This is a genomic window from Acinetobacter sp. AHP123, assembly GCF_023757925.1.
Classification (GTDB): domain Bacteria; phylum Pseudomonadota; class Gammaproteobacteria; order Pseudomonadales; family Moraxellaceae; genus Acinetobacter; species Acinetobacter oleivorans.
On record NZ_CP092454.1, the window covers coordinates 3,492,103 to 3,514,800 of the forward strand.

The following is a 22,698-nucleotide window of genomic DNA, read 5'->3' on the forward strand; positions in this document are numbered from 1 at the left end:
CGGCTCTCTTACTCAATATTAGAGATTTTATTAATCTCAGCAATCAAATGTGACCGATTTAAATGTGCCACATCTAAAGCAAACAAGGCATCTAAACGACGATTAATATGATTCACTGTATCTTGAAAAGCTTTGAGTTTTTCTTCTTTTGGCAAATCAAGATGTGATGGGTCACTCAGTCCCCAATGTGCTTTGATTGCGCCACCTAAATAAAGTGGACATGCTTCTTGAGCAGCAGCATCACAAACTGTAATCACAACATCTGGCTGATATTGTTCACAATCATCAATATTTTTACTCCATAAGCCTTCTGTTGAAAGACCTAAATTTTCAAGCGTTTCGAGCGTGAGTGGATGCACCTGCCCTGATGGTTTACTCCCAGCGCTGTAAGCTTTCCAACCTTTTGGTGCACGACTGTTAAATAAAACTTCTGACAAAATGCTACGGCAACTGTTTCCAGTGCATAAAAATAAAAATTTCATGTTTTTACTCACAATAAGTAGAAATTGACGAAAACTGTGAAGATGATTGATTCACTAAACTTTCATCTTGGTTTCCTATAATTTTCAAAACTTCAACGGCCCAACTTGGTAAATCTGGATTGACGCTGTAATACACCCATTGCCCCTGTCGTGCATCAAGTAAAATGCCATGAGTTCTTAATAAGGCTAAGTGTCTGGAAATTTTAGGTTGACTCAAATCCAGTTGTTCAGTTAGCTCACAGACACAAATATTTTGTTTGTTTAGAACTAATTTAAGAATGTTTAACCGAGTTTGATCAGATAGACATTTAAAGAAATCGACTTGATTGATCATATCTTCAACAGAATATATTCGTTATTGCAAATATACGGATATCCATATATAAATGCAATATCTTAATTCGACCCTGAATTTCCCATGACTGAGCTAGTGAAGATTTACCATAACCCTGCTTGCGGAACCTCGCGCAATACTTTGGCGCTTATTCGTTGTGCAGGACTTGAACCTATCGTTATTGAATATTTGCAAAAACCACCAAGTAAAGATGAGCTAATCCAACTCATTAAAGATTCAAACTTAACTGTACGAGAAGCCATTCGTAAAAATGTTGATCCATATAAAGATTTAGAGTTGGAACAAGCCGATTGGACCGATGAGCAGTTAATTGATTTTATGGTTCAGTACCCAATTTTAATTAATCGCCCATTTGTGGTTACATCAAAAGGCACACGACTTTGCCGCCCTTCTGAGATTGTACTGGACATTTTAGATTCAAAAAACTTAGGCTATTTTGCAAAAGAAGATGGTGAAGTAATCATTGATGAGCAAGGTCGTCGTATAAAATAATTGAAGATACTTATTAATATAAAAAGCTAAATGGCACGACACCATTTAGCTTTTTTGAATGAAACGGATTAAAAATAGGATTTGATAAAAGGAAGGAGTTGCTCTCCTATTACCATGCCTAATAAACCGACTAATGCAACAAGAGGTGGAGCTGGTGACTTAACATTTAAAACGTAATATAAGACACCAACGAGCAACCCTACAGCCAAAGATAACAAGTACATTTTCATCGTACATACCTTAGGGAAGCAAACCATTTAACGAGGCAGGTTCCCAAACTGTTTTATTTAAAATGCAAAACAAGAACACCCGAGTGCACCCCAGAAAGACTTTTTATCTTTATCATTTACAGGAACATCAAGCATCCAAGAGTGACTATGCCCATGCATGCCACAACTGCTAGCACATTCACACAATGCACTTTGTGACTGTAATGATTGATTCGAAGGTGCATTACGATTTTCGGATAAACGCCACTGACCACCAAAGCGTTTTACTGGCGACCATGTTGGAGATGCTGGCGGTAACGGTGGATCGTCTTGCTTAAACTCTGCACCTGCATATACCACTTTTCCGCCTAAAACAGTGAGTACAGACTCAATCCACTGGATATCTTCTGCTTCCACTTTGAAGTAGTCATCGGACAATACGACCAAGTCAGCAAGTTCCCCTGCTGTGAGTGAACCTTTGACATCTTTTTCACCTGAGAACCAAGCCGAACCTTTAGTCCAGAGTTTAAGTGCTGTCTGACGGTCTAACAGATTTTTTTCATCATAGAGTGGTAAACCACCGACTGTTTTACCAGTACTTAGCCAATACAAACACACCCAAGGGTTATAAGAGGCAACACGAGTCGCATCTGTCCCAGCCCCCACAGGAACACCAAGTTCTAACATTTTCTTAACTGGTGGCGTTGCCTGAGCAGCTTCGGCACCATAGCGTTTTACGAAAATCTCACCTTGATATGCCATACGGTGTTGAATGGCAATACCACCACCCAACGCACCAATACGTTCGATATTACGCTCAGATACCGTTTCGGCATGGTCAATAATAAATCGAGTTGCAAACGGCTGTTTTGAATTTACTTTCTCAAAGACATTGAGCAAACGATTAATACTTTCATCATAGGTTGCATGAATACGGAATGGCCATTTCTTTTCAGCCAAGTGTTCTACAATGGCTTCGAGTTCGCCTTCCATTTTTTCTGGTAAATCCGGACGTGGCTCATAGAAATCTTCAAAGTCACCCGCTGACCACGTCAGGTTCTCACCTGCTCCATTCATTCTAAATAGTTCATCACCATCGCCCGGAAATGTCATTTCTGTCCAGCGGCGATAATCATCAAGCTCTTGACCTGCCTTCTGAGCAAATAAGTTGTAAGCAATTCGCACTGTCATCTGATTTTGATCGTGCAATTGCTTAATCACATCATAATCTTCAGGATAGTTTTGACCGCCGCCACCCGCATCAATTGCTGACGTAATACCTAATCGGTTCAACTCACGCATGAAATGGCGAGTTGAATTGACTTGATCTTCAACTGGCAATTTTGGTGCTTTACCTAAGGTCGAATATAAAATCATAGCGGATGGCGTTGCGAGCAAGAGACCTGTTGGTTCACCTTTTTCATCTCTTACAATCTTGCCACCCGGTGGGTCTGGCGTGTCTTTATTAAAGCCTAATACATCAAGCGCAGCTCGGTTCAACAAGGCACTGGCGTATAAATGTAAAACAAATACGGGAGTATCTGGTGCAGCTTTATTAATTTCTTCTAAAGTCGGTAACCGCTTTTCGGCAAACTGGAACTCAGTCCAACCACCTACTACACGAACCCATTGCGGAGCTGGCGTATTATCTGCTTGCTCTTTAAGTAAGCGTAATGCATCGGCAACAGATGGCACACCTTCCCAGCGCAGTTCCATATTGTAATTTAAGCCACCACGAATAATATGCAGATGACTGTCATTTAGACCCGGTATAACGCGACGACCATTTAAGTCTACGACTTTGCCTGTAGGTGTTGCGAGCTTCATAACCTCATCATTTGTACCCGTACGTACGACTTTACCGTCTGCAATCGCAATTGCTTGTACTTCGGGATTCTGAGGATCTAGTGTTGTGATTTTACCGTTTATGAGTATGAGGTTTATTTCGGTCATTCTGAACTCCATTCTTGTGAATTATCGTTCTAAAAAATAAAGGCATATCTGTATTAATATCACTTAAATATTGAATACTAGACATGCCTTTACCTAAATCAGTACTGTTTTATTTTGCAGGAACTGGTGCAAGTACTTCGTGTTTTGATGTTGTACGTTCAGGCGCCTTATGTACCATCGTATAGGCATAGTCCACACCCATACCGTAAGCACCAGAATGCTCGCGTACAATTGCCATAACTGCATCATACGTATCACGATGTGCCCAATCACGTTGCCATTCAAGTAATACTTGTTGCCAAGTTACCGGAACAACACCTGCTTGAATCATACGTTGCATAGAATAGTCATGTGCCTCTTTCGATGTACCACCAGAAGCATCGGCAACCATATAAATTTCATAATCGCCTTCAAGCATGGCACCAAAAGCAAAGGTGTTATTGCACACTTCAGTCCATAAGCCTGAAACAATCACTTTCTTACGATTATTTTTTGCAAGTGAATCACGTACTTTTTGGTCATCCCATGAATTCATTGAAGTACGTTCTAGTAATGGAGCATCTGGAAATACATCTAAAAGTTCTGGATAGGTATGACCAGAGAAGCTTTCAGTTTCGACCGTAGTAATGGTGACAGGAATATTGAATGTTTTAGCTGCTTTTGCTAAGCCTACAGTATTATTCTTTAATACTTGGCGATCTATTGATTGTACCCCAAAAGCCATTTGTGGCTGATGATCAATAAAAATAACCTGACAATTTGTTGGTGAAAGTTGTTCTAAAAGTGACTTATTCATGGGTAAACTCCATTATTCCTTATGAGTAATGCATTAAAATTGCTTACTGGTCATTATCAAAACAGATAAAAATGTAAAAGCATAGACAGCAAATCAGCACGAATCTGTATGCTGTACGAATACAATAAAATCAATGATTGCTTTTTAATTTTTATAGTTTAATCATTGATATATATTTTTTTAACTTTTGCTTAACCATGGATCGATTAGACTGTATTTCCACTTTTGTAAGTGTCGTAGAACATGGGAATTTTAGTAGCGCAGCCAGAGCACTCGACATCTCACGTGATTTAGTGGCCAAACGTGTTTGCTACCTCGAAAATGACCTAAAAACTACACTGTTAACCCGAACCACAAGACAGATGAACCTCACCTCTTGTGGAGAAAAGTTTTATCAGCATAGCAAAGTCATTTTAAGTGAGTTTGAATGGGCTGCCTACGAAATTAGCTATAATCAGCAGTACCCAGAAGGCGAACTCAAGCTCAATACGCCAATGTCTTTTAGCAATATTTTTCTTCAAAATATCATTTCAGACTTTATTGAGAAATATCCCAGCATCAAAATTGATTTATTCATGACTGATCAACTACTAGACATGAATAATAATAAATTTGATTTAACCATTCGCGTAGATGGCTCCCCTCCAAATTTGGCAAATAGTAAAATATTAAATACCTACCAACGATATTTATATGCAACACCTGAGTATTTTAATCAGCATGGATTACCAGACTCATTAGAAGAACTTAAAGATCATAAGTTTTTAATTTATTATCAAGATAGCCGACATAAAAAACTGATTTTCCAAAAAGATCAAAAAGAAGTCTCCTTTAATTGCTTCCCTGTGATGACCTGTAATAATGGTGAATTATTATTAGATATGTGCTTGAAAGATCACGGTATCGTCTTTCTTCCAGAGTTTATTGCGGAACCTTACTACAAAGAAGGTAAATTACAAAAATGTTTGGAGGACTACACCAGTCAGCCACTTCATTTATATGTGACATGGCCAAACCGTAAGATTTTGTCGAAGAAAGTAAAACTATTTATTGATTTTTTAACGCATCAAATCATTCCTATAAAATAACCAATCTGGGCCTTTTCCATAGGAAATGGCCCATTATTTTTCAGTTAGTTTAAATGGTTTCAATCTTCTTATTTTTAAATAAATTTAATAAATTTTGCTCTGCTGTTGCTGTGCTGTCTTCTTCAACAAATGTCGTCGCGTAGTGTTCTAAATGCTCTTCCATCAATTGAGTGGCTCGTTTTTCATCGCCTTGCTCAATGGCATTTAAAATTGCACGATGTTCATCTGCCGAACAATTATTATGTTTGGGAATTTCATATAACCCAATTAATAACGAAGTCCTTGCAATAAGCGTCTGCAAATAACTGGTCATAATCGTATTTTGATTTGCTTCAATCAGCTTTAAATGAAATTGCCCTGATAGCTTAATCCACTCGGCCCAATTTCCAGCTAAACGCTCATGAGACTCTTGATCGACTAAACCTCGAAGCTCACTAAAATCTAGGCTATGTGACTTTTGAGCTAGCTTTTTTACAGTGGCGATTTCAAGCATGCTGCGTGCTTCAAAGACCTCTTTTGTTTCATGAACACTATGTTTTGCAATGAGTGCTCCACGATTGGGCTGAATTTCGATAACCTTATCATGTGCAAGTTTGACAAAAACACGTCTTAACACTCCTCGCGTTACACCGAATGCTTCACACAAAGGTGCTTCAACTAAACGTGCGCCAGGGGCAAGTTGTCGATTTAAAATAGCATCTACAATAGCGTTATATATATGGTCATCAATTTCATCATTGCTCATTTCTACGGCTTTTTTTGGTGCATTCGATGGCATTGATTTCTCCATTTTTATTGATGCCCCCCTTTTTTAGAACTTTATCTATTTTGAATAGTGTAAGTTTAACTTAAGCGTTTTGGAATATTGCTCTCATTCCCAAACCACTTATGTTGAGCTAAACAATCCAATATTAGACATCTAAATATCCACTTATACACCTTAATTTACTTACTTTTTATAAAAAATTAAGCACTTCTCATTTTCTAAATTTGTCTCTTCATATCCAAAATCCATACCAGTTTTAATGACTCATAAACGCTACTTCCTAAATTTGGCATAACTTTTGCTCAATTAAAATTGTGCACAATTTAAATATCACATTGTACACAATTTTAATTTCATTCTTTTAGACAGAAAAACAATGCTGCTGAAAGTGCCTCCATCTTAAGGAAGTGAGTGTTCAAGATGAATAATACCGAAGCAATAATTAAACCTTCTTATGATGCAAAACTGACAAATCAAGATTTAGCTCCTTTAAAAAAGCAAACATGGGGCGCTTATAATATTTTTGCTTTCTGGATGTCTGATGTTCATAGTGTCGGCGGTTATGTTATGGCTGGGAGCCTTTTTGCACTCGGGCTCAATAGCTGGCAGGTACTTCTCTCTTTACTCATCGGCATTGCCATAGTTCAGTTTTTTACAAACCTCATTGCCAAGTCTAGCCAACAAACGGGTACGCCCTATCCGGTTATTTGCCGCGCAACCTTCGGTGTGCTTGGTGCAAATATTCCTGCTGTTATTCGTGGGATTATTGCTGTCGCATGGTATGGCATTCAAACCTATTTAGCCTCAAGTGCTTTCTTATTAGTCATTTTAAAGTTCTTTCCAGAATGGTCGGTGTATGCCGATGTTTCAACTTATGGCTTTCTTGGACTTTCCTATCTAGGTTGGGTTGGCTTCATGCTGCTTTGGCTACTTCAAGCGATTGTTTTTTGGTCTGGCATGGACAGTATTCGTAAGTTTATTGACTGGGCAGGTCCAGCTGTCTACGTTGTAATGTTTGCGATGGCAGTATGGCTGATCTGGAAAGCTGGCTGGCAAAATATTGATTTAAACTTGAGTGGTGTTCAATACGACGGTTTTGCGGTTGTGCCAGTTATGATTGGGGCTATTGCGCTTGTTGTTTCATATTTTTCAGGGCCGATGCTGAACTTTGGTGACTTCTCTCGTTATGGCAAAAGTTTTAATGCCATTAAAATGGGTAACTTTCTTGGACTACCAATTAATTTCTTAGGCTTTTCTTTACTTACTGTGGTGTGTATTGCAGCAACACTTCCAGTCTACGGCAAGCTCATTACAGACCCTGTCGAGATGGTTGGCAAACTTGATAACACCTTTGTGGTGATTTTAGGCAGTTTAACCTTAATGATTGCCACCATCGGGATTAATATTGTCGCTAACTTTGTTTCACCTGCCTTTGATTTTTCCAACGTTTCACCGAGCAAAATTAGCTGGCGCATGGGTGGAATGATTGCAGCAGTTGGTTCGATTTTCATTACACCATGGAATTTGTTTAATAACCCTCAAGTGATCCATTACACCATTGATATTTTAGGTGCATTTATCGGCCCACTTTTTGGTGTATTGCTCGCCGATTTTTACCTCGTTAAAAAACAAAAAATCGTAGTAGATGATTTATATACCTTAGATAGCAATGGTTTATATTGGTACAAAAATGGTTATAACCACTCTGCCTTTTATGCCTTAATTCCAGCTTCATTAATTCCTATTCTATGTGTGCTGTTACCACAATTATCTGCTCTTGCTAATTTCACATGGTTTATTGGGATGGGATTCGGTTTTGTCATTTACCGATTTCTTAACCAACCGCTTACTCATGCTAAATCGGCAATGACTAAGGTAAAAGTACAATGAAAATTAAAATTATTAATCCTAATACCACCCAAAGCATGACAGATAAAATTGCTGCATCAGCAAAGATAGTCGCAGGTTCTGGTACTCAAATTATTGCAGTGAGTCCTCAAATGGGTCCTGCAACGATTGAAAGTTATTATGATGAAGCCCTAAGTGCAGTAGGTGTGCTGGAGGAAATTCGCCAAGGTGAATTTCTTGGTGTAAATGCTTATGTTATTGCCTGTTTTGGGGACCCTGCGCTTTACGCTGCCCGTGAAATCACTTCAGCACCTGTGATTGGGATTGCCGAAGCAGCTATGCGAACTGCAAGTTATGTAAGTACTGGTTTTAGTGTGGTCACAACCTTACAACGCACAGTGAATATGAGTTGGCATCTGGCTCATCGCTATGGGGCTACACCATTTTGCAAAAATGTTCGAGCTTGTGACATTGCAGTTGAAGAGTTAGAGCTTCCTGACTCAGATGCTTATCGAACCATACGAGATGAGTGCAAAAAAGCACTAGTAGAAGATAAAAGCGATGCGATTGTTTTGGGCTGTGCAGGTATGAGTGATTTGTGCCAAAAGCTACAAAACGAGTTGGGCGTGATTGTTATTGATGGCGTTGCAGCAGCAGTTAAACAAGCTGAAATGTTAGTCCAGTTAAATTTAAAAACCAGCAAAGTTGGTGATTGGGCCTCACCTCCTGTAAAGAGTTACACAGGCATATTGTCAGGATTTGGAGCACATTAGAAATAAATTACTGTTTCAATTCCAACTCAAAACGCTGCGTTGGAATTGAAACGGCTGAAAACCAAAGAATTAAACTTCAGCTAACTCTGGCTGTTGTTCATTTTTATAAAATGGCACATCACCGTTAATGGTTGCACGGTGCATGATGCGATGAGCATCGCCATAATCAAATAATGCTTTATGTTGCGTACAACGGTTATCCCAAATCGCGATATCACCATCTTGCCACTTCCAACGCAAATGAAATTGCTCTTGGGTCGCATGTTCAAACAAGAAATTAAGTAATTGCTCACTTTCTTGTTCAGGTAACTCATTAATTCGAGTGGTAAAACCCTCGCTTACAAACAACAAAGGCTCACCTGTAACTGGATGGGTACGCACCACTGGGTGAACCACTGGTGGATTACGCTTAAATGTTTGCAAAAGCTTTTCACGTTCTTCTTCGTTATGAGCAAAACGCTCAAGTGGAAAAGACTTACGAATATCGTGTGTTGCAATTAAGCCACGCAATTTTTGCTGTAGCTCAAGCGGAAGCCCTTTAAAAGCTGCTGTGTTACTCGACCATAATGTATCTCCGCCTACAGGTGGAATTTTAATGGCTTGCAACACACAGCCTAAAGGTGGATTTTTACTAAAAGTCACATCTGTGTGCCAAAGTTCATTGTCACGCAAATCTTGTTTCCAGCTATCGAGCACCATCACTTCAGGTACATCTTCAATTGAAGGATAAATCGGGTGCACATGTAAGCTACCAAAACTGCGTGCCAAGTCTGCTTGTGCTTGCGGCGCTAATTGTTGCTTTCGAAAAAAAATAACCTGATGATCAAGCAAAGCCTGCTGGATTTGTTGCGTTGTCTGTTCATTTAACGCATTCAAATCAATATCGTGAATAATTGCGCCAATGGTAGGCTTGATCACTTCAATATTTAAGTTTGCTACTACTGTATTCATCTTCTTTACTACAACTGCTGACCATACCAAGGAGAAAACTGTTTTTGTAACCAACGTAAAAACAGCTCAAAACTAACTGCGACAATCGCAATCACAATAATGCCTAGAATCACCGTATCGGTAATTAAGAACTGCGCTGCCGATTGCACCATAAAACCAATACCACGGTCCGCTGCAACCAACTCTGCTGCAACTAAGGTTGACCAGCCCACCCCAAGACCAATACGAATACCGGTAATAATATGAGGTAAAGCCGTTGGTAAAATGACATGCCAAAAGACTTGTGACTGACTTGCCCCTAGCGACAATGCCGCACGCTCACGATTAAGTTGATGGCTTAACACACCATGCGCACTACTAATGATGACAGGCGCCAAAATCGAGAAGAAAATCAAAAGTACTTTTGTGGTTTCACCAATACCGAACCAAATAACAAGTAACGGTAAATAAGCTAATGGTGGAATTGGACGTAATAATTCAACCAAAGGATCTAGAACAGCACGAACCCATTTGTTCAGGCCCATCCATAAACCCATTGGTACACCAATCACCACGGCAGCAATCAAGGCTAAGAACACACGCGAGATACTAGCGGCCAAGTGTTGCCACAAAGTAGCCTTCATAAAGCCTTCTTGGCTGACCGATATAAATTTTTGCCAAACTGCCTGTGGGCTCGGTAAAAACAGTTCAGGTACGACATGCAAAGCAGTAATGAGGAACCAGAGTGCAACCACACTTCCCACACTAATTATGCTAACTGCCAAAGTACGATGCTTTTCAAAAAATAACGATAGAAATGAAGCATTTTCTGTTTGGACATCTGGCTTAAGTTTTAGCCCTGCTTTGTCATACTCATAGACGTTATCTTTAGTACTCATGTGGTTAACGCCTCCTTACCGCTTTGCTTTTGTGCTCTTAAGCTTTCAAATAGCTGTTCTCTGAGCTGAATAAATTGAGGGTCTGATTTAATTGAGCGAATAGACTCGCCCTGACGATATCGATTAGCAAAATCGAGATGTAGAGTTTCTACAATTTTGCCTGGATGCGCTGTCATCAGAACTAACTGATTGCTAAGTAATAATGCTTCTTCAATGTCATGAGTAATTAAAAAGAAGCTTTTATTTTGTTGAATCCATAAATCGAGCACTAACTGCTGCATGTTTTCACGCGTAAAAGCATCTAATGCCGCAAAAGGTTCATCCAATAAAATAAACGGCGCGTGGCTGATCAAAGCTCTGGCAATACCAACACGTTGTTTCATACCACCGGAAAGTTCCCAAATATTGGCTTTTTCAACGTGACTTAAACCCACAATTTTTAAAATTGCGTTCACTTGAGCTTCGATATCTGCGCGCTTTAAACCTTTTAACTGCAAAGCGAAGCCAACATTATCTGCAACATTCAACCAAGGAAGGAGTGCATGATCCTGAAACACGACAGCGCGGGTTACATCTGGTCCATTTACCACTTCGTGATTTACAAGCACATCACCTGAACTCGGCTTTTGAAAGCCTGCCAAGATATTAAGCAAAGTTGTTTTGCCACAACCTGACTCGCCTAAAATCACGGTTAAAGAACCTTCTTCAATCGTTAGGTTAATGTCTTGTAAAACTGGCTTTTGCTGTTTAGGAAAAGTCAGATGAATATGTTTGGCTTCTAGTACACTCATGACAACTCCTTAAGGCTGCAAAAATGAAGAATTCACATTGCCTTTATAATCGGCTTTAAGTTGATCGACTTTGCCCTGACCTTTTAAGAACTTCGCTGTATCAAAAATATTTTGTGCAAATTCACCATCTAAAGTTTGTTTTTGCTGAGCGTGGTCTAGGTAAATATTTCCACTTAATAAAAGCGGGATATCTTTTGGATCAGAACCTGTAAGCTGCGCAATTTTTTGCACGTTATTGGCATCTTTAACGTAAGCGGCTGGATCTTGATTATATTTTTCAAGCTGCTCAAGCGTAGTTTTAACAAAAGCTTTTAAGAAATCAGGATTTTTTTCTGCAAAATCTTTACGCACAACCCATAAGTCATAAGTTGGAGCGCCCCATTCACCCACTTGTTTTGAGTCGGTTAAAACCGTACCAGATGCTTTGGCTTTACTTAAAGCAGGTTCCCACACATATGCTGCATCAATATCACCACGTTCCCAAGCAGCTGAAATTTCAGGTGGACGCAAGTTAATAATTTTTACTTTGTCTTCTGGAATGTTCCAATGTTTAAGTGCAGACAAAAGGCTGTAATGCGTGGTTGAAACAAACGGTACAGCAATGGTTTTGCCAATTAAATCTTGAGGCGTTTTAATGCCTGATTTATTACTTACTACGAGTGCTTCAGATCCACCAAGTTTTGATGTAATTAAGAAGACTTCTATCGGTAAATCACGGCTTGCCGCAGCAGCAAGTGGACTTGAGCCAATATTGCCAAGTACGACATCACCTGAAGCAAGTGCGTTTACAACGTCTGAACCCGCATCAAATTTTTTCCATTGAATGTTACGTTGACTATGTTTTTCATATTCCCCATTGGCCTGCGCAACTTTGCTTGGGTCCACCCCTGTTTGATAGGCAATCACGACAGGTTTGGTGTCACTAACTGAAGCACTTGTATTATTGTCTTTCTTATTTTGCCATACGATAAATGCAACAATTGCTACAACCACAATTGCCGTGATAATCAACGGTTTGGTCTTTGTGCTCATAATTTCATGATCTTTCAATAATATAAGCTCATGGTATGCAGCTGGCTTTATAATGAAAAATAAAAAAATATGAGTTGCTTATCTATTTTTGATAAATAACTTTTTCATATAAGTTTTTATCTTTTGGTAAAAAGCAAATATCAACCAAACTTACAGATTAGCCATAAAATTAAAATACTTATATATCAATAATTAAAAAGGATATTCAAAAAACACATGATGAGAAAAACCTGACATACCTACTCTAATTATTTTATCCTACTCATTTCGTCATTTTTATTTTTTGCTTATCGCATCCAGAGTTTTGCATCTAATTAATTTTCATTCTTTTATATAAAGTTCAGATTTTATTATCTTTTTATCTTAAAACTTCTGCAAATATTAAGATTTGGACAAATCTTTTTCTGGTTTATACATGACGCAAATTTAATTTTTATTTTTAATAGGAGAAAAATTCTTTTGTTTAAACATTATCAAATTTTGAAAAAAACATTAATTACAGCGTCTTTAATTACATTTAGCCTTTCAAGTCATGCGGCTCTCACCTTTGGTAATGCTGAAGAAGGTCAACTTAAAGTAAGTGGTACTGTTCGAGCTAAATATGTTTATGATTTTGACTCTGATCCCACTACCAGTAAATTTTCCTTTAATGACGCGGTATTATGGCTAGATTACAACTCCCCGAAATGGATAGGCCGCCTAGATTATCGGGTTTATGAATATTACGGGCGTTTAGGCGATGCCAATTGGCTTACTGATGCATGGTTGGGTTATAAAATTAATGATAACAGTAAAATTATTGCGGGCTTAAACCCAGTTCCTTTTGGCTTAGGTCGCTTTTGGGGAAATACTTATTATTTAGGCATTGCCAATAGTGCAGGTTGGGAAGATGTACATAACCTTGGGGTGAAATATGATTTCAATGATGGAATCAATGAAGCACAACTCGCCTTTTATCCTACCGATGGTGGCACCTATAGAGGTAAAAGCAAAGACTCGAGTCGATTTAGTATCAACCCTGTCAATGCGGATGACTCTGTACCACAAGGTACCAATACTAAAGAAAAGAACTCCATTGTTGTTCGCGGCGCTCATACCTTTAAAAATGTCTTAGGCCAAGAAAATTTCTCTACCCAACTGGGTGCCTCTGCATGGTATTCCACTATTGAAAATAAACGTTCAGGGCAAGATGGCGATCGCCAAGTCTATTCAGTTTTTAGCAATACCAATTATAACCAATGGAATTTACAGCTTTTGGCTGGTTATCAAGACATTGATAATGCCGACACTGAATATAAAGATCATCTGACTTTGGGCGGTTTCGATTATTCATTTAACTCGGCAACCAAAGGTCAGATTTACTCAGCCGAACTGAGCTATTTATTTCCTCAGCAGTTTGGCCCAATTACCTCTGTTCGCCCCTACCTAAACTATAGTGCTTATCGAAAAGAGCAAGATGGCTTTAAAGACTCCACTCGTTTTATTCCCGGCATTGCCTTTAACTATCAAAAATTGACAGTACAAGCCGAGTTGCTAGTGGGTAAACACGATCCATATCTAGGAGATAGTGAAGGCCTTGCGGCTGGAGGAAGCAATGATAAATGGAATAAAAAAGCATTTGTAATTTTTGCTTATTACTTCTAACTCCAAAAACAAAGGCCAACAGATGTTGGCCTTTGTTTTTATCTAGATATCTAGTTTTACTCTAATCGATTACTGGTGAATTATTGAGAGGAAGTTCTGTTTTATCCTCATCGATAACATCGACATCTTGGGCGGTAGGCTCAAACTTAATCAGTAGTCCAATCACAATTAAAGGAATAAATGCAAAGATAGAAATAATCAGGTAAACATCAGTTTTATATCCCGCCATCCAGATCGGTAAAACAAACAAAGCAATTGCTTGAGCAACACCCGTTACTGCACGGTTAAAGCCGACCCCAACGCCACGAATCGAAGCTGGATAAGCCATGGTTGGATAAACCATCATTTGTGCCCCAGGCCCAAAGCCTTCGGCAAAAAGCCATAAACCTAGCATGCCAATTGCGGTGTAGAGTAAAAAGCTATTACCGGGTTCACCAATTAATGCTAAGGCAATAAGAGCTATAAACTGGAGTAAAAAGCCTGTAAGCAACACATGACGAGATTTAAATCTGCTAGCAACAAATACGCCTAACAGCCCGCCCGTAAATGCAAACAGCAAATTGAGTCCGAGTGTTGTAGTAATGGTCGTCAAGACATCGGTATGAAAGAAACGCGTTAAAATAGAAGGTAAAAAGAAGGCAATGGTGGTGTACTGAAACGCCACTGAAATGTGAATCACAATTGCCACAATCGTTCTTGGCAAATAGGTTTTATTAAATAAAACTGCAAACCCCTCGCGCTTTTTCTTTTCAGCAGTTCTTTCTACTTTTTCAACTGTAGCAACTGCATTAATTGCATAGGATTCTTGTAGAACTTTAGCTGCACCTTTTAAATCACCTTGGTTTGCAAGCCAAATGGGTGACTCAGTTAAATATTTACCGCGAATAAAAATGATGAGTAACGCTGGCACTGCTCCAAAAATTAAAGATGCTCGCCATAACCAGTTGCTATGCTCAGGGGGTAAAAGAAAATAAAGCGCCAGAACTAGACCAAAACATACCGAAGAAGCGGCATACCACATTGGGCACCATGCGGCTAAACGCGCTGCCTTGTTGCTACTTCCATTAAACTTGGAAAACTCAGATAAGTATGACATTGCCACAGGCAAATCAATACCAACACTAATCCCCATAATAAATCGGGCTAAAATCAAAACCCATACATTCGGTGCAAAGCCTGCGACAATTGCCGCAATGACAAAGAGCACCATGTCCGCCATGAAGACCCGATAACGGCCAATTTTATCTGTCAGCCAACCACCAATCAGGTTACCAACAATGGTTCCGCAGACAATTGCTGAAGCCACCACACCAGTCATCACAGGGCTTAAAGAAAACTCTGAGATGACTTGCTCAATACCAAAGGACAGCGTTGTTAAATCATAGGCATCAATAAATACCCCAATCAGTGCCAACCAAATAACTTTATTCGATTTACCCTTCCCTGCAAATTTTGAAATTAATTGTGAAACATCATCGGGAGATTTAATTTCATAACGATGGTTATGATCGAGTTCTTGTGTGCTCACTTAATAATTCCTAAACTTTAATAACAGGAACAAAATAATGATTATTCACATAATACAAAAACAAATTAATCTGATTTTTTAATCTAAATTATAGAATTATCTTTTCATTATTAACTCAGCAGTAAAACCGATATAAAAGACAAAATAAAAGCTGGTATTTAACCAGCTATTTATTTAAAGGTTTTCTAAAATATTAACTCGCCTCAGCAAGTTTTAACTCTTTTAGATTACGATATTTTGCACCGCGGTGATTTTCAGGCAAATATGGCCCAGCACCAAATAATTTTTCTCTTAATGTTCCTTGTGCATATGAGGTTTGATATACCCCTCGTTTTTGCAACTCTGGCACAATAAACTCAACCACATCGGCAAAGGTTTGATGAGCCAAAATATAGGCAAGGTTGAAACCATCGACATCGGTATCTTCAACCCATTGCTGTAAAGCATCCGAAATAGTTTCTGCCGAACCCACTAACACAGGTCCATTACCGCCTAAGCTGTTCCAGTTTGCAATTTCTTCAATGGTCCAAACACGCTCTGGATCTGCATTTACATAAGAATCTAATAAAGATTGAATCGCGTTGGTTTGAATATATTCAACTTTGTCTGTCGGTTGATATTGTGAAAAATCGACACCCGACCAGCCAGATAGCAATGTTAAAGCGCCATCGTAACTTCCATAGCTTTGATATTCTTTAAACTTAGCCTGTGCTTTTGCATCGGTTTCATCAGTGACAATCGACAAAAGTGCATAAATTTTGACAGAGTATGGGTCGCGACCTTCTTGAGCCAATTTTTGGCGAATGCCTTGTACCACTTTTTTAGTGGCAATTTTAGACGGCGCTGCTATGAATACGCACTCGGCATTTTGACTTGCAAACTTCTGCCCGCGTGAAGATGCGCCTGCTTGGTAAAGTACTGGTGTTCGCTGCGGTGATGGTTCACAAATATGGATACCCGGTACAGTAAAGTATTTACCCTCGTGCTGAATTGGATGCACTTTTTTATGGTCAGCAAAGATACCACTTTCACGATCACGAAGTACCGAACCTTCTTCCCAAGAACCTTCCCAAAGTTTGTAAAGGACTTCTAAGTATTCATCAGCAATATCATAACGATTGTCATGATTAACCTGAGTTTTTAGGCCCAAGTTTTTCGAACCACTTTCCAAATAAGACGTCACGATATTCCATCCAACTCGCCCTTTGGTTAAATGGTCTAGCGTACTAATACGTCTAGCAAAAGGATAAGGATGTTCAAAGGAAATAGAAGTCGTGACACCAAAACCCAAGTGTTTTGTGACTGCTGCCATAGCAGGCACAATCTGTAGCGGATCATTGACTGGAACTTGTACTGCACCTGTTAAGGCATGTTCAGCACTTTGATGATAAACGTCATAAATACCAAGCACATCTGCAATAAAAATACCGTCAAAAAAACCACGCTCAAGAATTTGTGCTAAATCTGTCCAATATTCTAAATCTTTATATTCAACAGATCGATCTTGAGGATGTCGCCATAATCCAGGAGATTGGTGGGCAATACAATTCATTTCAAAAGCATTAAAACTAATTTTCTTAGTCATAAAATATCAGCCAGCATTTTATTTAATTTTTATACTAAAGCAATTTTTATGTTTTCTTTATAATATAAACCCCAAACAAAATATGATTTTATTCTAATAGGTTTTTATAATTTATTAAAAAAAAACATAAATAATATTAAGCCGCTAAAATAGCAGCTTAATATCTAAAACTACAATTTATTGTTTATCAACATTCCCTATTCGCCATTGATACGGAGGTAATGTGCCGTTTACACTAAAATCACCGACAATCCGATTTTTAAATACTCTCGGATTATGTGAAGATAAAGTTCTTACATTACGCCAGTATCGATCTAGACCTAAATCTTTGTCTGTTGCGGAAGCACCTAAAGCGTCAAATAAAATCGTAGAAGCATTTAAAATCAAATCGGTAATAACCGTTTGAGATTGTGCACTTTCAAGCTCAGCAAGTGCATTTTGCTCTTCTTCGAGCTGCTCATTGTTTTGAAATGCAGCCAAGTAAGCACGCTGTAAGCTTTGCGCGACTTTTTCAACAATCGCCCCTGCACTGTAAGCCGCACCACGAATTTGTCCTACGACTTGTAAAATTTGTGGATCCTGTTTTACAAATTGCGCATTTGCATGAGTGTAGTTTCGGGTACGTTTAGCAACAGCTTGAGAAACATCATAGGTTGCAGCACGCCCTAGACCTGTAATGATTGCCAGTTGAACCAGTTGATAGTAAGCCGCTGAATATTTAAAGCGGTCATCATCAGGTAAAATTTCATTTTCATCGACCAATACGTCATGGAAATATGCTGTACCGCTTGCGGTGAGTTGCTGACCAAAGCCATTCCAGTCATCAACAATTTCTACACCTTCATCTTCTCGGCGGACAACGACCGAGCCAGATTCACCCTTTAAGTCAGTTACACCAACATCCACCCAGTCTGCATATAGACTCCCTGTGGTGTAATATTTTTTACCCTTAACGCGAATTTTTCCGTCACTGTCTCGATATAAATGTGTTTCGAACTGATCAATTGACTCTTTCCCGCCTTCAGACCATGCACTACCGACTGTTTCCCCATTTGCAATTCGGCTAAGCCAACGCTGTTGAAACGCTTTGTCTTTACTTACTAAGACATCTTCAGTGAAACCAAAGTGCACACGTAAAGCTTGCGGTAAGTTTGAGTCAGCTTCTGCAAGTTCAATGAGTAATGCAAATAATTCAGGAATGGTTGCATCAAAGCCACCATGAGCTTTGGGAAGTCTTAAGCGCGTAAAACCAACATCTTTGAGCCACTGAAGTTGTTCATACGGCAAAATATGCTGTTGCTCACGGATTAAAGCCCCTTCTTTAATACGGGCAAAAGTCGGTCTGAAATTTTTTGCCAACTCATCATACCGTTCTGATGGTCCTTCACCCCACACGCGAGAAATAATTGAGGCCTGACTAAGTGCTGCATGCGTTAGTGAACCGAGATGGTGCTCAAAATTTAGATTTGTCATGTAAATAAAACCAATATTGCTTTGCTTTTACCATAAAATATTTATTTCACATGAAAACGATTATTTTTTTATAACTGTATTCATTCTTTATATAAGCCCCCCAAGCACAAAGATAAAAAGCTCATCTATCAAGTCCTAGGATAGCTCTTTTTGTCTAATGCTCTGCTGGCTTTGCAGAAGTGTTTGTATATATTCTGAATAGACAGATAATTTTTCGAAAATATGCTCTGAATAGAACATATCATCAATTAAATGTGTCATTTGACCAGCAGTAAAGGTGTCGCATAAACCAACCAGCGCTGCGTTCATTTGAGCAAACTTCGCGCATAATTTTACATAAGTTTCATCTTTATTTTTGAATAATAATTTCCGCATTTCTAAGCCATTGAGGTTTTTTAAGTCATCATCTTTTGTGGTTTTAATCCAATAAATTTTGATCTTTAAAAATTGCTCCAGTGCTTTTAAATGCTCGACATCTACGTCTAAACTCGTAATTAAAAAAACTGTTGAGAGATCACTTCGGCACAGTGCCTTGATTAAGCTTAAATAAATAAACTCAACTTCATTAAGCTCTGCAAGTTCCAAATCTATATAAATTTTTAGACTTTCTAAAACGTCATCTACTTTAAAGAGTACTTTCTTCTCAGCTTGATAATATTTATTAAGAATAGAAAGCACAGGCGCAGTTGCAGGCGTTGTATAAATAGCTGCCTTGTTTAAGTTAGCAAAAATAAATGGTGAAAATAGATAGGCAACATTACTTTGCTGTGGCTCAATATGAGATTGGATTAAATATACAGTTTCAGATTTAGAAAAGTCTCTGAGTACTTTCGCTCTTAATAAAGTAGCTTCAAAATTAACGTAAGTCTGCTCTAACTGAGCCAATATAGATACAGGAATAGGCTGATTTTTAATAATTTTATGCAGGACATTGAGTTGAGAAGTAATAAACATTTTTTAACATCCAAGCTATTTTAGAAGAGCTACACTTAAATCAGGTCTTTAATAACCTACGTAACAACCAGACCTCACGCAAAACAACAAAGGAATAAAAGAGAAGAAACTATTCTGCGCTTATTACCCAAAGTCGCATTCACTTTGTTTTGGAAAGTGATTTTGGCCATTCGTAAATCTTGTTCATTTATTTTGGACTTTTGAAGAATGGATACATAGCTACAGATATTTGAAAAAAAACTATAGCACACCTCATGAGTGCTTCAGACTGTTATAGTTTTATAAAAAATTTCTGTATCTACATATACAAAAATAGTAAGTGCATGATTAAGGAAACTTCTTAAGGTAGGTAGTTTTCATGAGACGATCTATTGCATATCGCCAGATATTTCATCAATGTTTCAATGCAACATGCATTTTTACAAATGCAACATCAAGCATAAACTTTGTTAACAGACTGAGAACAATTAATCAGTCTATTCTCTTGAAATATCAAGCAATTATATTGCTTAACCCTGTTGGCATTTTACTTGCTAAGAACATTTATCACAGAAGCAAGTTTAATCGTCAGAATACCTTGTTGCCTGAAAATAAGTATTTAACTCATTTAACCATCATCAGCTAGTTCACAGGGGGAAAGTTTATGAGCCTCGGTCTAACCGCTCTAGAATTAGCGCGAATACAATTTGCTTTTACAGTATCCTTTCATATTATTTTTCCGGCCACTTCCATCGGTCTTGCCTGCTTTTTAGCAGTGCTAGAGTGGAAGTGGTTAAGAACCCAAAACCCAATTTATAAAGATCTATTTAAGTACTGGATTAAGATCTTTGCCGTTGCCTTTGGTATGGGTGTGGTCTCGGGCGTAGTCATGAGTTACCAGTTCGGTACTAACTGGAGTGAATTTTCACGCGTTGCCGGAAGTATTACTGGTCCTTTACTTACCTATGAAGTCTTGAGTGCCTTCTTCTTAGAAGCAGGTTTCTTAGGCATTATGTTATTTGGCTGGGGGCGTGTTGGTCCTCGAGCCCATTTTTTTGCGACACTTATGGTTGCCATCGGAACATGTATTTCCATGTTCTGGATTTTATCTTCCAATAGCTGGATGCAGACACCTCAAGGCTTTGCCATTGAAAACGGCATTATTGTGCCAAAAGACTGGTTTGCAATTGTCTTTAACCCATCCTTCCCTTACCGCTTTGCCCACATGGGTGCAGCAGCCTTCTTGGTTTCATCATTATTGGTCGTTGGAACATCTGCATGGCATTTAGTAAAAGGCCGTCGTGATGAATTAGTGAAAAAATCGTTCTCGATGGGTCTTTGGATGGTGCTGGTGACTTCATGTTTACAAGTGGTGATTGGCGATAATCACGGTTTAAACACCCGTGAACATCAACCTGCCAAACTTGCAGCAATGGAAGGACACTGGGAAACCAATCACAATGAGCCTATGCCTTTATTGTTATTCGCAATTCCAGATATGAAAGAAGAACGTAACCACTTCGAAGTGGGTGTTCCTTATTTGGGTAGCTTAATTTTAACGCATAGCTTGGATGGCCAAGTGACAGGTTTAAAAGATTTCGCACCTGAAGACCGTCCCAATTCAACGATTGTTTTCTGGAGCTTCCGTGTGATGGTAGGCCTTGGTGTACTCATGGTCACCCTGTCTTTAATTGCACTTTGGCTACGTAAACGCGGAAAACTCTATGAAACATCATGGTTCCATAAATTTGCTTTAGTGATGGGACCTTCTGGTTATGTCGCTATGCTTGCAGGTTGGGTAACCACTGAGGTTGGCCGTCAACCGTGGGTGGTGTACGGCATTATGCGAACTAAAGATGGACTTTCACATACGGTTTCTGCAGAACAAGTCGGACTGAGCCTGTTTATTTTTGTGGTGGTCTATACCATCGTTTTTGGTAGCGGTATCTACTACACCTTAAAACTGATTAATAAAGGCCCATCATTTATTGATACACCAAATATTGAAACTGGTGGTGTCGGACACTTTAAAACACCAATGCGTCCACTTAGTGCAGTTGATGAAAACATTGACAGCAAACAAAACTCTGGGGAGAACCGTCATGATTGATCTTTCTTTAATATGGGTCGGTATTATCGGTTTAGGTGTCATGATTTATGTGGTCATGGACGGCTTCGACTTAGGAATCGGGATTATGTTCCCCTTCATTAAGAACAGCCAAGAACGTGACGTGATGATGAATACCGTGGCTCCTGTCTGGGATGGTAATGAAACGTGGATGGTTCTCGGTGGTGCTGGTCTATATGCTGCATTTCCACTGGTCTATTCAACAGTTTTATCAGCACTCTATTTACCGATCATTTTCATGGTGATTGCCCTGATTTTCCGTGGCGTTGCTTTTGAATTCCGCTTTAAAGCTCATCGCACCAAACACCTTTGGGACTTGGCTTTTATTTGGGGTTCAGTTTTAACCAGCTTCCTGCAAGGGATTATTTTAGGTGCTTATATTCAAGGGATTAAAACCGAAAATGGTATTTATGCGGGTGGATCACTTGATTGGTTATCTCCATTTACGATCTTCACAGGTATTGGCGTAGTTGCCATGTATGCCACTTTAGGATGTGGATGGCTCATCTTAAAAACTGAAAAAGGTTTGCAGCAACGTATGTATGAGCTTATGCCAAAGCTAATTATTGCGTTGCTCATTATTTTTGGCGGCGTGAGTTTATATACTCCGTTAACTCATCCTGAAATTGCAGATCGCTGGTTCTCTTTACCAAACCTGTTTTATTTTAGCCCTGTGCCTATTTTGGTCTTATTATTTGTCGGCCTGATTTTATCAGCGTGTAAAAAGCAGCAACATGACCTCAAGCCATTTATATATACACTGGCTCTAGTTTTCCTTGCATTTACAGGCTTCGTCATTAGTTTATGGCCATATATTATTCCGCCATCAGTGACTATTTGGCAGGCAGCGGCCCCTCACTCAAGCCAGATGTTTGCTTTGGTTGGCGCACTTATTCTGATTCCGATCATTATTGCTTACACCATTGTGTCTTACTGGGTATTCAGAGACAAAGTTCGTGTAGGTGATGAAGGCTATCATTAAGTATGGAGGGT

General features: G+C 39.0%; 21 protein-coding genes. 7 read left to right on the forward strand and 14 right to left on the reverse strand.

Going from position 1 to position 22,698, the window contains the following annotated elements; translation table 11 throughout:
- Positions 1-8: 8 nt before the first annotated feature.
- Together MJX77_RS16605 and MJX77_RS16610 are read right to left on the reverse strand one after the other, a co-directional pair.
- On the reverse strand, positions 9-482 hold the full coding sequence (locus tag MJX77_RS16605; RefSeq protein WP_252059715.1) for an arsenate reductase ArsC: 474 nt from the start codon (positions 480-482) through the stop codon (positions 9-11).
- A 4-nt stretch (positions 483-486) separates the two neighbouring features.
- The gene (locus MJX77_RS16610) at positions 487-816 is read right to left on the reverse strand and encodes a metalloregulator ArsR/SmtB family transcription factor (RefSeq protein ID WP_252059716.1); all 330 of its coding nucleotides are present in this window, start codon (positions 814-816) and stop codon (positions 487-489) included.
- Between the two features lie 84 nt (positions 817-900).
- On the opposite strand from MJX77_RS16610, the gene arsC reads away from it, so the two are divergent.
- Positions 901-1,329 (forward strand): arsenate reductase (glutaredoxin), encoded by a 429-nt coding sequence (arsC, locus tag MJX77_RS16615; RefSeq protein WP_252059717.1) that lies wholly within the window; start codon positions 901-903, stop codon positions 1,327-1,329.
- A gap of 68 nt (positions 1,330-1,397) precedes the next feature.
- Here arsC and MJX77_RS16620 read toward each other — a convergent pair whose 3' ends face one another.
- From MJX77_RS16620 to MJX77_RS16630, 3 genes are all read right to left on the reverse strand, one after another.
- Entirely contained in the window at positions 1,398-1,559 is a 162-nt protein-coding gene (locus MJX77_RS16620; protein ID WP_000784879.1) for a DUF1427 family protein, read from the reverse strand.
- Between the two features lie 57 nt (positions 1,560-1,616).
- Entirely contained in the window at positions 1,617-3,491 is a 1,875-nt protein-coding gene (locus tag MJX77_RS16625) for an amidohydrolase (RefSeq protein WP_252059718.1), read from the reverse strand.
- 109 nt (positions 3,492-3,600) lie between these two features.
- Positions 3,601-4,287 carry a hydrolase gene (locus MJX77_RS16630; protein ID WP_003651277.1) on the reverse strand — a complete coding sequence of 229 codons (687 nt, stop codon included), beginning with the start codon at positions 4,285-4,287 and terminating at the stop codon, positions 3,601-3,603.
- A gap of 197 nt (positions 4,288-4,484) precedes the next feature.
- Between MJX77_RS16630 and MJX77_RS16635 the strand changes: the two genes are divergently transcribed.
- The gene (locus MJX77_RS16635; RefSeq protein WP_252059719.1) at positions 4,485-5,375 is read left to right on the forward strand and encodes a LysR family transcriptional regulator; all 891 of its coding nucleotides are present in this window, start codon (positions 4,485-4,487) and stop codon (positions 5,373-5,375) included.
- A gap of 49 nt (positions 5,376-5,424) precedes the next feature.
- On the opposite strand, the gene MJX77_RS16640 is transcribed toward MJX77_RS16635, so the two are convergent.
- Complete coding sequence (locus MJX77_RS16640) at positions 5,425-6,165, reverse strand: GntR family transcriptional regulator (protein WP_252059720.1); 741 nt, start codon at positions 6,163-6,165, stop codon at positions 5,425-5,427.
- A gap of 396 nt (positions 6,166-6,561) precedes the next feature.
- On the opposite strand from MJX77_RS16640, the gene MJX77_RS16645 reads away from it, so the two are divergent.
- Complete coding sequence (locus tag MJX77_RS16645; RefSeq protein ID WP_252059721.1) at positions 6,562-8,031, forward strand: NCS1 family nucleobase:cation symporter-1; 1,470 nt, start codon at positions 6,562-6,564, stop codon at positions 8,029-8,031.
- Positions 8,028-8,762 (forward strand): aspartate/glutamate racemase family protein, encoded by a 735-nt coding sequence (locus tag MJX77_RS16650; protein WP_252059722.1) that lies wholly within the window; start codon positions 8,028-8,030, stop codon positions 8,760-8,762. The genes MJX77_RS16645 and MJX77_RS16650 overlap by 4 nt, the downstream gene beginning before the upstream one ends.
- A gap of 69 nt (positions 8,763-8,831) precedes the next feature.
- Here the strand turns inward: MJX77_RS16650 and tauD are convergent, their stop codons facing one another.
- The 4 genes from tauD to tauA are packed head-to-tail and all read right to left on the reverse strand — an operon-like array spanning position 8,832 to position 12,432.
- On the reverse strand, positions 8,832-9,713 hold the full coding sequence (tauD, locus tag MJX77_RS16655; RefSeq protein WP_252059723.1) for a taurine dioxygenase: 882 nt from the start codon (positions 9,711-9,713) through the stop codon (positions 8,832-8,834).
- A gap of 8 nt (positions 9,714-9,721) precedes the next feature.
- Entirely contained in the window at positions 9,722-10,591 is an 870-nt protein-coding gene (gene tauC / locus MJX77_RS16660) for a taurine ABC transporter permease TauC (RefSeq protein WP_252059724.1), read from the reverse strand.
- Positions 10,588-11,382, reverse strand: coding sequence for a taurine ABC transporter ATP-binding protein (locus tag MJX77_RS16665; RefSeq protein ID WP_086497183.1), 795 nt, complete (start codon positions 11,380-11,382; stop codon positions 10,588-10,590). The genes tauC and MJX77_RS16665 overlap by 4 nt, the downstream gene beginning before the upstream one ends.
- 9 nt (positions 11,383-11,391) lie before the next feature.
- Positions 11,392-12,432 carry a taurine ABC transporter substrate-binding protein gene (gene tauA / locus MJX77_RS16670; protein WP_252059726.1) on the reverse strand — a complete coding sequence of 347 codons (1,041 nt, stop codon included), beginning with the start codon at positions 12,430-12,432 and terminating at the stop codon, positions 11,392-11,394.
- Positions 12,433-12,873: 441 nt separating this feature from the next.
- On the opposite strand from tauA, the gene MJX77_RS16675 reads away from it, so the two are divergent.
- Positions 12,874-14,058 carry a hypothetical protein gene (locus tag MJX77_RS16675; RefSeq protein ID WP_252059728.1) on the forward strand — a complete coding sequence of 395 codons (1,185 nt, stop codon included), beginning with the start codon at positions 12,874-12,876 and terminating at the stop codon, positions 14,056-14,058.
- Between the two features lie 61 nt (positions 14,059-14,119).
- Here MJX77_RS16675 and MJX77_RS16680 read toward each other — a convergent pair whose 3' ends face one another.
- The 4 genes from MJX77_RS16680 to MJX77_RS16695 all read right to left on the reverse strand — a co-directional run bounded on the left by MJX77_RS16680 (position 14,120) and on the right by MJX77_RS16695 (position 19,598).
- Positions 14,120-15,586, reverse strand: a complete 1,467-nt coding sequence (locus tag MJX77_RS16680) for an MFS transporter (RefSeq protein WP_057085541.1) — start codon at positions 15,584-15,586, stop codon at positions 14,120-14,122.
- A 193-nt stretch (positions 15,587-15,779) separates the two neighbouring features.
- Positions 15,780-17,171, reverse strand: a complete 1,392-nt coding sequence (locus MJX77_RS16685) for an LLM class flavin-dependent oxidoreductase (protein WP_252059729.1) — start codon at positions 17,169-17,171, stop codon at positions 15,780-15,782.
- Between the two features lie 177 nt (positions 17,172-17,348).
- Entirely contained in the window at positions 17,349-18,644 is a 1,296-nt protein-coding gene (locus MJX77_RS16690; protein ID WP_252059731.1) for an acyl-CoA dehydrogenase family protein, read from the reverse strand.
- Positions 18,645-18,779: 135 nt separating this feature from the next.
- Positions 18,780-19,598: a hypothetical protein gene (locus tag MJX77_RS16695; RefSeq protein WP_252059733.1), complete on the reverse strand. Its 819-nt coding sequence runs from the start codon at positions 19,596-19,598 to the stop codon at positions 18,780-18,782.
- Between the two features lie 643 nt (positions 19,599-20,241).
- Here MJX77_RS16695 and MJX77_RS16700 point away from each other — a divergent pair.
- Complete coding sequence (locus tag MJX77_RS16700; protein ID WP_252059734.1) at positions 20,242-21,687, forward strand: cytochrome ubiquinol oxidase subunit I; 1,446 nt, start codon at positions 20,242-20,244, stop codon at positions 21,685-21,687.
- Positions 21,680-22,687: a cytochrome d ubiquinol oxidase subunit II gene (gene cydB, locus MJX77_RS16705; RefSeq protein ID WP_252059736.1), complete on the forward strand. Its 1,008-nt coding sequence runs from the start codon at positions 21,680-21,682 to the stop codon at positions 22,685-22,687. Before MJX77_RS16700 ends, cydB begins: the two co-directional genes overlap by 8 nt.
- Positions 22,688-22,698 lie beyond the last annotated feature (11 nt).